Annotated in this window: 10 protein-coding genes; 4 read left to right on the top strand and 6 right to left on the bottom strand. The window is 47.8% G+C overall.

Annotated features, from left to right (window positions below):
• Positions 1-47 precede the first annotated feature (47 nt).
• Genes aat through uvrB form a run of 4 tightly spaced genes read right to left on the bottom strand, consistent with a single transcriptional unit; the run spans position 48 to position 3,457 of the window.
• Positions 48-659: a leucyl/phenylalanyl-tRNA--protein transferase gene (aat, locus tag DDZ15_RS11540; protein ID WP_109647259.1), complete on the bottom strand. Its 612-nt coding sequence runs from the start codon at positions 657-659 to the stop codon at positions 48-50.
• A gap of 20 nt (positions 660-679) precedes the next feature.
• Positions 680-841 (bottom strand): hypothetical protein, encoded by a 162-nt coding sequence (locus DDZ15_RS16745; protein ID WP_158278693.1) that lies wholly within the window; start codon positions 839-841, stop codon positions 680-682.
• Positions 831-1,394, bottom strand: a complete 564-nt coding sequence (locus DDZ15_RS11535) for a class I SAM-dependent methyltransferase (RefSeq protein WP_109647258.1) — start codon at positions 1,392-1,394, stop codon at positions 831-833. The genes DDZ15_RS16745 and DDZ15_RS11535 overlap by 11 nt, the downstream gene beginning before the upstream one ends.
• Positions 1,395-1,405: 11 nt before the next feature.
• A complete protein-coding gene (gene uvrB / locus DDZ15_RS11530) occupies positions 1,406-3,457 on the bottom strand; it encodes an excinuclease ABC subunit UvrB (RefSeq protein ID WP_109647257.1) in 2,052 nt (683 codons plus the stop codon).
• A 205-nt stretch (positions 3,458-3,662) separates the two neighbouring features.
• Between uvrB and tyrA the strand changes: the two genes are divergently transcribed.
• Complete coding sequence (gene tyrA, locus DDZ15_RS11525) at positions 3,663-4,793, top strand: bifunctional chorismate mutase/prephenate dehydrogenase (protein ID WP_109647256.1); 1,131 nt, start codon at positions 3,663-3,665, stop codon at positions 4,791-4,793.
• A gap of 487 nt (positions 4,794-5,280) precedes the next feature.
• Here the strand turns inward: tyrA and tnpA are convergent, their stop codons facing one another.
• Positions 5,281-5,751: an IS200/IS605 family transposase gene (gene tnpA / locus DDZ15_RS11520; RefSeq protein ID WP_109647255.1), complete on the bottom strand. Its 471-nt coding sequence runs from the start codon at positions 5,749-5,751 to the stop codon at positions 5,281-5,283.
• 566 nt (positions 5,752-6,317) lie between these two features.
• Positions 6,318-8,384: a glycoside hydrolase family 97 protein gene (locus DDZ15_RS11515; protein ID WP_109647254.1), complete on the bottom strand. Its 2,067-nt coding sequence runs from the start codon at positions 8,382-8,384 to the stop codon at positions 6,318-6,320.
• Positions 8,385-8,615: 231 nt separating this feature from the next.
• Here DDZ15_RS11515 and lpdA point away from each other — a divergent pair, with 231 nt between their 5' ends.
• The 3 genes from lpdA to lipB all read left to right on the top strand — a co-directional run bounded on the left by lpdA (position 8,616) and on the right by lipB (position 11,827).
• Positions 8,616-10,040, top strand: a complete 1,425-nt coding sequence (gene lpdA, locus DDZ15_RS11510) for a dihydrolipoyl dehydrogenase (RefSeq protein ID WP_109647253.1) — start codon at positions 8,616-8,618, stop codon at positions 10,038-10,040.
• 231 nt (positions 10,041-10,271) lie between these two features.
• Complete coding sequence (locus DDZ15_RS11505; protein WP_199222956.1) at positions 10,272-10,967, top strand: energy transducer TonB; 696 nt, start codon at positions 10,272-10,274, stop codon at positions 10,965-10,967.
• A 110-nt stretch (positions 10,968-11,077) separates the two neighbouring features.
• Positions 11,078-11,827 carry a lipoyl(octanoyl) transferase LipB gene (gene lipB, locus DDZ15_RS11500; protein WP_109647497.1) on the top strand — a complete coding sequence of 250 codons (750 nt, stop codon included), beginning with the start codon at positions 11,078-11,080 and terminating at the stop codon, positions 11,825-11,827.
• Positions 11,828-11,848: the final 21 nt, after the last annotated feature.

The following is an 11,848-nucleotide window of genomic DNA, read 5'->3' as shown; positions in this document are numbered from 1 at the left end:
GAAAGAGTAACACTCTTCAACAAGTACGTATGTTGAAGTAAGGTGAATTACTCAGGCAAAGCGAATTTCGCTGCTTTTTGAAGGGCCTTATCCAGCCGGGCATTATACTCTTCAGAGGAGATCTCTATGCATCCGAACTGAGCAAGGTGCTCCGTATAGAATTGCGTATCCCAGAGTTCGAAGCCGTTATTCCGGAGGATGCGGTGGCAGTGCCAGAGTGCGACCTTGTCGGCTTCATTCTCTTCTTTAAACATGGATTCGCCGAAAAAAGCCGCGCCAAGCGACACGCCGTACAGGCCACCGGCCAGCTCGCCGTCTCGATTGAACATTTCCACTGAATGAGCGTGGCCGGCCAGGTGAAGCACCTCGAAAGAGTCAATGATAAGGTCAGATATCCATGTCGTGTCACGGTCCGCACAGGCAATCATCACATCCCTGAAGCGGGTATCGATTCTGCATTCAAAACGATCCTGGCGGATGATCCTCTCTACATTGGATGAAACACGGAACGATTCAATGGGAATAATTCCTCTTTTGCGCGCAGAATACCAGCCAACGGAATCATCATCCCTTGTTTCACTCATCGGGAAGATGCCCTGACGATAGCCGTTCAGGAGTACCCCGGGAGGGATAATGCGATTGGGCGAGGGTGATTTCATTGTTTATTGGTACTGAGTGGTTAAAAGGCAAATGGCAAAAATGAGAAGATCTGAGAAGGAATTTTCATGTTGCCATTTGAAGCCTGAAGCCTGAAGCCTGAAGCCTGAAGCCTGAAGCCTGAAGCCTGAAGCCTGAAGCCTGAAGCCTGAAGCCTGAAGCCTGCTCCTGCTTCACACTCCATTCTTGACAACCTTATAGATCAGATAGGGAGGAATATTCAGCGGCTCAAAATCGGTTTCCAGGTTGCCGAACACCTCCTGCACGGGTTTTTTAAGATGACCGCTGGTCTGATATGCCAGAAATTTACCACCGGGTTTCAGAATGGCTTTTGTGGCTTTGAGAACTGCAATCTTACGATCTTTTTTGAGGAAGGAAAATGGAATTCCCGAGAGTACATAGTCCACGCTTCCGACATCATCAGGATCAAGCGCTTCTTCCACGTCTCCGGCAAGAATATTATGGATTTCGGCCCGCGGATCCGTTATCTGCTCTTTAAGCTGGGCTACAAAGTCCTTATTGGCTTCAATCATGATTAGCTTTGAATCCGGAGATATACGCTCCAGTATATATTTTGAAAAAACGCCGTTACCGGGGCCGTATTCTACAATAATCAGATCCCTTGAAAAATCGATGTTTGCGCAAACCTTCTTCACGCAGCGCAGGGATGTAGGCACGATCGATGCCACATCTCTATCTTTTACGAAGGTTTTAAAGAAATCAAGTTTGTTGCTCATAAATATGTGTATCAGAGTTCTTTTTCCAATGTAGCAATTTGATCCCGGATTCGTGCAGCTTCCTCAAACTCCATGTTTCTTGCAGATTGCAGCATCGATTCACGAAGATAATCAAGAAATTTTTCCTTGCTTTCAAATGTAACTTCTTTCATGGCCGGATTTGCTTTGTACTGAATGCCATCTTCCGCAACCTTAACCACTTCCAGATAATCTTTTTCTTCTTCTCCGGGTTTGTTGTCGAGGGTAAAGTCCTGCGTGGAAATAAGAGCCGGATCAACCAGTGGTTTCAGCTCTTTTTTGATTGTTTGCGGTGTAATACCGTGTTCCCTGTTATACTCCTGCTGTACTCTGCGTCTGCGATTGGTTTCATCAATTACCTTTTGCATACTTGCCGTGATCTTATCCGCATACAAGATGGCTTTCCCCTCAATATTCCTGGCGGCGCGCCCAACAATCTGGAACAGGGAAGTTTCAGACCTTAAAAAGCCTTCCTTATCGGCATCCATGATTGCTACAAGGCTCAGTTCGGGAATATCAATTCCTTCACGAAGAAGATTGATTCCAACCAGCACCTTAAAGTCACCGCGTCTGTACTTATAGAGCACCTCGATCCGTTGCATGGCATCAAGCTCACTGTGCATGTAAGCGGCAGGTATTCCAAGATTTTTAAGGTACTCACTCAGTTCTTCACTCAGACGCTTGGTCAGGGTGATGCAGAGTACGCGTTCATTCTTGTTTGCCCGAAGCCTGATCTCCTCAAGAAGGTCATCCACCTGTGTATCAAGCGGACGCACCTCTATCTGCGGTTCCATAAGTCCGGTTGGCCGGATAATTTGCTCAACGTACACACCTCCCGACTGTTCCAGTTCATAGTCGCTCGGAGTGGCGCTTACAAATATGGCCTGATTGATCATTGTCTCCCACTCTTCAAAGGTAAGCGGCCGGTTGTCAAGCGCAGATGGAAGACGAAATCCGTGTTCAACCAGTTCAATCTTCCGGGAGCGGTCGCCGCCGTACATGGCGCCGATTTGTGGCACCGTCTGATGGCTCTCATCCACAACAAGAAGATAATCATCCGGAAAATAGTCCATCAGGCAGTAGGGCCTTTCTCCCGGTTTGCGTGCACTCAGATATCGCGAGTAGTTTTCGATACCGGAGCAGTAGCCGATCTCCTGCATCATCTCGATATCAAACAGTGTACGCTGCTCCAGCCTTTTGGCCTCCAGAAATTTCTGCTCGTTCTGCAGTACTTCCACCCTCCAGTGCATCTCATCCCGGATTTGCTGTATTGACTCTTCAAGGCGGCTTTGCGTGGTTACATAGTGCGATGCCGGATATATTCGAAACTCATCCACCTCACCAATAATAGAGCCGCCCTCCACATCAAAAACCTGCATTTTTTCAATTTCATCGCCCCACATGGTTACCCGCAGCCCCTCTTCAGAGTAAGCGGGATAGATATCCACCACATCTCCTCTCACACGAAATGTGCCACGTCGGAAGTCGTTGTCACTGCGCGTGTAGTGAAGGTCCACAAGATCGTAAAGAAGGGTGTTACGGGCGATTTCCTGTTCGGTTTTAAGCGTGATGATCAGTTTTTCATACTCAGAGGGCGACCCGATACCGTAGATGCAGCTTACGGATGAGACAATAATGACGTCCCTGCGCCCGGAAAGCAGGGAGCTGGTGGCACGCAGACGCAGCCTCTGAATCTCTTCATTGATGGACAGATCTTTTTCGATGTATTTATCCTGCGCGGAGATATAGGCTTCAGGCTGGTAATAATCGTAGTAGGAGATAAAGAACTCGACACGGTTTTCAGGGAAAAAGTCGCTAAGCTCACGGTAGAGCTGTGCGGCAAGTGTCTTATTGTGGCTCATCACCAGGGTTGGTTTCTGAACGTTTTCAATGACTCCAGCTACAGTTCGGGTTTTACCGGAGCCCGTGATACCCAGCAGGGTCTGAAATTTATCGTTTTGCCGGATGCCCTCGGTCAGCTCCTTGATGGCGTTAGGCTGGTCACCGGCGGGTTCCCAGGGTGAGTGAAGTTTGAATTGAGACATATTCTTTAAAGATAAGGAGCTGAATCAGTGATACAAACAGCCTGAACGGTAAAAAATTCACTTATTACACATTTTTGCGTGATTAGAAGTAACTTTGCTGCTGCCCGGAGATTGCCTCCGTAAGAAAATCAGATTCTACGAATACACACGATCATTCAACCCGGATCGCTTCTGTGATGCGATCCAAAATTTATTTGTTTTAAGAATGTCCGAAAAAGATCAGTTAAAAAAGCAGCGTACTCAGATTGATGATATAGACGAACAGATTTTGGATCTTTTAAAAACAAGAAAAGATGTCGTGCAGGACGTGATTAAAAGAAAAGTTGAGAACCAGCTGCCTGTATTTGTAGCCGGAAGGGAAGAAGAGAAGACAGAGTCGTTCAGAAGAAAAGCAGCAGACCGTGGGATTGATCCGGATTGGGCGGAGGATTTTTTACGCATGGTGATGGCAGCCTCAAGGGCCGCACAGTCGGCTGAAAAATTTCCCAGCGCTACTGAAGAACCGAAGCATATTCTCTATGTGGGCGGTGAAGGGGGGATGGGCTCTCTCTACCGCCGTTTTACTGAAAGCAGCGGACACATTTCATACAGCCTGGATAAGGGCAACTGGTATCAGCTTGAGGAGATGGCGCCTAAGCTGGATATGGTCATCATAACAGTTCCCATTAACGTCTCGATTGATGTGATCCGGCGAATTGCCCCTAAATTAAAACCCGATACCATTCTTGCCGATTTTACCAGCAACAAGAGTGAACCGCTGAAGGCTATGCTGGACGCACATGACGGACCTGTGGTTGGCCTGCACCCGATGCATGGACCCGATGTTCCAAACCTATCAAAGCAGCTGATGGTGATTTGTTCAGGGCGGGATTCTGAAAAGGCAGACTGGTTCAGGGAGCAGTGCATACTTTGGGGTATGCGGATTATAGAGGCAAACCCATCCAAGCATGACCATGTGATGCACCTGGTGCAGGGTTTGCGGCACTTTGTTGCCCTTCTGCACGGATCATTTATGAAAGAGTACGATCTGAACCCGAATGAAATGCTTGACTATTCGAGTCCGATTTACCGGGCCGAACTGATGATGACGGGCAGGATTTTTGCTCAGGATGCGGAACTCTATGCTGACATCGTTTTTGCCAACAAGGAGCGTCGAGACCTGCTCCTTACTTTTTTCAGGCATCACCAAACGCTCATGGAGATGGTGGAAAATGACGACAAGCGCGGTTTTATCCGTGAGTTTGAAGCCGTAACTGACTTTTTTGGCAAATTTGCTTCTCAGGCCCTTACGGAAAGCGGATACCTGATCAACCGCCTGGCTGACCGGTTTTCGTGACAAAAATTGACGAGGGTTGAAACCCTCGTTCGTGTGTGTCACCCAACATGCGTTGGGTTTTGATTGGGTGAATGATGCCCAGATCGGAGAATCACTCACCAGCCCGAGGTATCGAGGGCGGCAAACGCGAGACGGTGCTTCAGCTCCGGCGTGCGGATCGAGGGTTGAAACCCTCGTTCGTGTGTTTCACCCAATGTGCATTGGGTTTTGATTGGGTGAATGATGCCCGGATCGGAGAAGAACTCACCAGCCCGAGATATCGAGGGCGGCAAACGCGAGACGGTGCTTCAGCTCCGGCGTGCGGATCGAGGGTTGAAACCCTCGTTCGTGTGTGTCACCCAACGTGCGTTGGGTTTTGATTGGGTGCATGATGCCCGGATCAGGGAATCACTCACCAGCCCGAGGTATCGATGGCGGTAAATGCGAGACGGTGCTTAAGCTCCGGCGTTTGGATCGAGGGCGGCAAACACGAGCCGGTTCTTCTTCTCTATTTATGTTTCACGGCTATGTTTGCCTTATGCTTTACCAGCAAATTGTGATACTCGGAGTCGAAATCATAGTGTTTGTGGTGTTCTTTCTGGTTGTGAATATATCTCTTAACCACTTCAATTTGTGACATGGAAACAGCAAATGCACCGTATCCACCCTGCCATCTGAACCTTCTGTCTGGGTAATAATTGTCATTTATCCATTTGGATGTATTGCCCTTGATTACTTGCATAATATCACAAAGGGGCATTTTCCCTGGCTGTAACAGAAGTATGTGAATATGGTCACTCATGCCGCCGGTTTTTATAATAGGAATTCCCTTCCGTTTCCCGATACCGGAGATGTATTTATATAAATGGTTCTCAAACCTGGGCTGAATCAGAGCTTCCCTTGATTTGGTTCCAAAAACAGTGTGTACGTGAGTGATGACAAAGCTTCCCATGGCTTTAAACTCCAAAAATTTATTCATTCCTATTTTTAGTATGAATCAATTTTCAGGAAGTCCTTACAAAATTTACTTGTGTGACAGGGTATTATTAATTCAGACAGCGATCCAGATTGGTGCATTTGCACTTTGACACGAGGGTTGAAACCCTCGCTCGTGTGTGTCACCCAACATGCGTTGGGTTTTGATTTGGGTGCATGGCTCAGACCAGGGAATCACTTACCAGCCCAAGGAATCGAGGGCGGTACATCCGAGCCGGTGCTTCAGCTCCGGCGTTTGGATTGAGGGTTGAAACCCTCGTTCGTGTGTGTCACCCAACGTGCGTTGGGCTTTGATTTGGGTGCATGGCTCAGATCAGGGAATCACTCACCAGCCTGAGGAATCGAGGGCGGCAAATGCGAGCCGGTGCTTCAGCTCCGGCGTTTGGATTGAGGGTTGAAACCCTCGCTCGTGTGTGTCACCCAATGTGCATTGGGTTTTGATTGGGTGAATGATGCCCGGATCGGAGAATCACTCACCAGCCCGAGGAATCGAGGCCGGCAAACGCAAGCTGGTTCTTTCACCCGTGATTCCTGAGAGTAAATTCCGTGTTACTCCATATGCATGAACCGAATGGTCTGACCGCCTCCGGGGGCCAGTGTTACCTCCAGGCTGGTGGCGGAGGTGACTTCCATCTCCTCAACCTCAAATCCGTATGGATTTACCGCCCAGTCGGCATCCTCGCTGTCACGATAGATCTGCGCAACATAGGTCTCACCCTCCGTTAAAAAATCGAGAGGAAAGACAAACTCCCTGGATTCTTCGTTGGTAATACTTCCCAGGTACCAGTCTTCACTGTTTCGGTCTTTTCGGACCGTTGTGATATACTCACCGATTTCGCCGTTAAGTACTTTTGTATCGTACCAGTCGGCCGGAACATCCTTGATAAATTGAAATGCTTCGGGCCGTTCTTCATAGTTTTCCGGCAAATCAGCAGCCATCTGCAGAGGGCTGTAGATTACCACGTAGAGGGCAAGCTCTTTCGCGAGGGTGTGATTGATTCGGTTGTCAGGCCTGTAGTCCTCAAAATACAGGTCCACGATCCCCGGCGTGTAGTCAAACGGACCGGCCAGGTTTCGGGAGAATGGGAGAATCGTAACATAATCGGGTGGATTTCCTGCGCCGTCCCATACGTTTTCCCCGCTACCCCATGCATTGTACTCCTGTCCGCGAGCTACTTCACGCGTCATTAAATTGGGCCATGTCCGCCTCAGACCCGTATCCTTCAGTCCTTCGTGTACATTCAGTGAGATTCGGTGCTCCGCCGCCAGTTCAACGACCTTTTGATGATGACGCACCATGTGCTGGCCATGGTGCCATTCGTAGTTCCGGTTACCCTTTTCATCGGTCCAGAAAATTTCACGACCGTGACCCACGTAACCGGTTTTGACTGCACGAACCCCAAGGTCTTCATATAGCTGAAAAGCTTCCTCCATCTGGCTTTCATAATGCTCGACGGAGGCAGAAGTTTCATGGTGGCCCATCAGCCGGACCCCGTTATCCAGGGCATACTCTGTGAGGTAGTAAAGGTCGAAATCAGCCATGGGACGCGTGAAGTCAAAGACAACCCCGCTTGCAGCCCAGTCGCCGTCCCAGCCCGGATTCCAGCCTTCAACAAGCACGTGTGAAAAGCCATGCTCTGCTGCAAAATCGATGTATCTCTCTGTATTTTCCGTTGTGGCACCGTGTCTTGGTCCGGATCCCCATGTGGATTTGTCCAGGTGCATCTCCCACCATATCCCCACATATTTGGCGGGCTCTATCCAGGAAGTATCCTCAATTTTGTTTGGCTCGTTCAGGTTCAGGATAAGGTACGAGGTAACCAGATCGCCCGCCGTCTCTCCAATTTGCAGCGTTCTCCAGGGTGTAACAAAAGGAGCGGAAGCGTGCACCAGTACGCCGTCATGCCAGGGCATAAGGTTTGCTTTCATCCGGTTGTCTCCCAGATGTTCAACAGTCATAGACGAATAATCCACAAGGGCCGCCTCATGAAGGCTTACATAGAGGCCGTCGTCCGTTTTCATCGTGAACGGAGTAATAACCGTATCCACTTCGGCCAGCCTTGTATGCTCGGGAAGGTACTCATATCTGTTGGACTGATAGGCTCCAATCCACCAGCTTTCATGATTGCCGGTCATGTTGAATTCGGTAAGCTCGTTCATGATATTGAATTCCTCAAGTCCGGGCTGTTCCGGAAATTCATATCGAAAACCAACACCGTCATCATACACCCTGAAAACAATGGCAAGTTCACGGTTAGGCTCAGCTGTTTCACGAAGCAACACTTTCAGCTCATTATAGTGGTTCCTTATATCTTTCTTTTCACCCCATACCTGCGTCCAGGTTTCATCGAACGAAGAGATTTCAGTTGAAGAAATTTCAAACCCGTCGCGCAGAGCGGGTACATTTTGCAGTTCAAATCCCAGTCTGGATGGTGCAATAACAGCAGTTCCCTCATGCTGAACAGCGTACATCGGTACGCCTTCAGAGAGGCTGAACTCTACAGCATTGATTGCACCAGGTGATTCTACACGAATTTGATCGTCTGCAGAACAACCGGCCAGAAAGAGAAGAAAAAGAAGTGATGTAAGTGAGTTACGCAGAGATGTGAAATGCATAATAGTGGGATTAGCTTTGGAAGACCATACATGTAATTTTGCAGATTTTCTTTCAGCAAACAAATCTGATTTACACAGATGCATGAATCCAAATTGCTGGTGCGATCTATTTAATTATCTGAATTAGATTCCGTAATTTTGTGTGCTTGAAAACAGGTATTCAATTCGTGAGGCTGTTTTAAATCCTATTGGCCTTACAGTAACTTTTGAAATTATAGACCTTAAAAAAACATGGCGAAAGAATTTGATGTTTGTGTAATCGGAACCGGTCCGGGCGGATATGTGGCCGCAATTCGAGCTTCACAACTTGGTTTTAAAACGGCGGTAGTAGAAAAGAGATTTCTGGGTGGAGTTTGCCTCAATATCGGATGTATTCCCACCAAGGCTCTTCTGAGATCAGCCGAAGTATTTGAATCGATCTCCAATGCGTCTGATTACGGAGTTGATGTGAAGGATTTCTCTGCGGATTTTGGAAAAATGATCAAGCGAAGCCGCGGTGTTGCCGACAAAATGAGTAAAGGCGTTCAATTCTTGATGAAAGCCAACAAGATAGAAGTGCTTAACGGTACAGGAGTATTTAAGTCATCCAAAGAGCTTGCCGTAAATGATGATGAGGGTAAAGAAGTGGAGACCGTGAAAGCCAAGCATTTTATTATTGCAACCGGTGCAAGGCCGCGTGAACTTCCAAACCTGAAAATCGATGGTAAAATGATCATTGACTCAGAAAAAGCCATGCAGCTGGAAAAACAGCCGAAAAAGATGGTGATAATCGGAGCCGGCGCCATCGGTGTTGAGTTTGCCTATTTCTACAACTCCATTGGTACAGAAGTAACCCTTGTTGAAGTCCAGAAAAATCTTGTTCCGGTTGAGGATCAGGATATTGGAAAAGAACTGGCCAAGATCTACAAGAAAAAAGGTATGAATATCCTTACGGATAGCTCTGTAGAGAAGGTTGAGAAGAAAGGAAAGGGTGTAAAAGTGACCATCAAAACCAAAAAAGGCGAAGAGGTGGTTGAAGCCGATGTGGTTCTTTCAGCGGTGGGTGTAACGGGCAATGTTGAAAATATTGGCCTCGATAAAGCCGGCGTAAAGCACGAGAAAGGAGCCATTAAGGTAGATAAAAAGACCTACAAAACAGATGCGGACGGCATTTACGCAATTGGAGACGTAATTGGTGCCCCATGGCTTGCCCACAAGGCATCTCATGAGGCGGTTGTTCTGGCGGAACAGCTTGCTGGCGAGAATCCTCATCCTGTAAATTATGATAACATTCCGGGTTGTACCTACTGCGAGCCTCAGATCGCCTCTGTAGGTCTTACCGAGAAACAGGCGAAGGACGAAGGATACGATGTCATGGTTGGCAAGTTCCCGTTTTCCGCAAGCGGAAAGGCTGCCGGACTGGGGCATGAAGAGGGGTTTGTCAAGGTTGTATTTGATGCCAAATACGGTGAATGGCTTGGCTGCCACATGATCGGTTCGCATGTTACGGAATTGATTGCTGAAGCCGTTGTAGCGCGCGACCTTGAAACAACCGGGCATGAGATTATCAGCGCGGTTCATCCTCACCCTACCATGAGTGAAGCCGTTATGGAAGCTGTTGCAGAAGCCTATGGTGAAGGAGTCCATCTCGGCTCCAAGCCTAAAAAAAAGAAGTAGGTTTTTAATACGCAGTTAAACGATACTGACCAAATACTGAAAAAGGCGGACCTCATGGTCCGCCTTTTTTGCATTAAGCCCTATGCTCCGGTGAAGGTTTACCCCGTACCCCTATCAGGTAATCCCTGATTTACCTTCACACCTCTCTCTGCTAAAATACAACCGACAGATAGTTTGCTGACAGCTAACTGAAGTTGCTGTTATGCATGAATCAAGCGCGAGAGGCTTACTATGAAAGGAGGAAAAAAAACAAAAGAATTTCTGGGAAGAAGAACAGAGAATGTAAATCTGAACACATACTATACGATTTTTCTCGAAATTGGACTTATTGTAACGCTGCTTATTTTCATTATTATCATGAGGATCGATCTTCGGCCGACCGTTCAGGAAGAGATTGTGCTGGATGTGCAGGAAGAAGTGATTATGGAGGAAATTGTACAAACGCGGCAGGAAATTAAGGTTCCACCGCCGCCGCGACCTCCCGTACCGGTGGCCGTACCGGATCATGAGATAATTGAAGAGGTGGATATTATGATTGACGCTGAGCTCGATTTTAATGCTCCTCTCAATCTGCCTCCGCCCCCAAGCCCCAAACCGGAGGACGAGAAAGCTGATGATGACGAACAGATCTTTGTTATTGTTGAGCAGATGCCGGAACTTATCGGCGGGCTTGAGTCTATTCAAAGCAAAATCAGATATCCTGAAATTGCGAAAAGAGCCGATATTAGCGGCCGCGTGATCGTGCAGTTTGTTGTTAATGAGAAAGGCGAAGTGGTGAATCCGCAAGTGATCCGGGGAATCGGCGGAGGTTGCGACGAGGAAGCCCTGCGCGTTGTTAAAGAGGCGAAGTTCAGGCCAGGCAACCAGCGTGGACGCCCTGTGAAAGTACAATACACCGTTCCCGTTATATTTGTTCTGCGCGACTAAACAGCACATCAACCAGAAATATAAAACAGTCAAAGCCGGGCGCTTTAAATATGTGCGTACCGGCTTTTGCTGTTGAATCTTATGTTGCGATTTTTGGTTATCTTTGCCCCATGAAAAAGGAAAAGATTCTCAATGTGAATAACCTGGGCGAAGTTTCCTACAGAACAGCCTGGGATCTTCAAAAGTCGCTGCAACAGCTCCTGATTGATCAAAAAAGGCGATTGCGTGATGGTGACTCCATTTCGGATGAGAAGTTGATCCACGATATGCTACTTTTTGTGGAGCATCCACACGTTTATACACTGGGTAAAAGCGGCGATTCGGCACACCTTCTCAAAGCTGTTTCTGAGTTAAGCAATATAGAAGCCGAGTATGTTGAGACCGATCGCGGAGGAGATATCACGTATCACGGACCCGGTCAGATCGTAGGCTATCCAATTCTGGATCTTGACGGGTATTTTACCGATATCCATAAATATCTGCGGTATCTTGAAGAGGTCATCATCAGAACCTGTGCCGAATATGGAATTTCCGCCGGCAGAATCGATGGACTGACAGGGGTATGGGTTGAGGATGAAAAAATCTGCGCCATGGGCATTCGCTGCTCAAGGTGGGTCACAATGCACGGCTTTGCCCTAAATGTGAATACAGATCTGAATTACTTCAATCACATAGTGCCATGCGGCATCAGCAACAAGGCCGTAACGAGCCTCGAAAAAATACTTGGAGATGCCGTGGACCCCGCAGAAGTAAGGGTGCTGCTCATGAAACACTTTTCGGAAGTATTCGGAGTAGATGTAAAATACGGGCTTCAAAAACCTGAACCCCTCAAACAATTTTCTTACCTTAGAACCGTATAAAATCGCCCAGCAAGGGCAAAC

This window comes from Rhodohalobacter mucosus, from assembly GCF_003150675.1.
GTDB lineage: Bacteria > Bacteroidota > Rhodothermia > Balneolales > Balneolaceae > Rhodohalobacter > Rhodohalobacter mucosus.
This window is presented reverse-complemented; position numbering and strand designations above follow the sequence as displayed.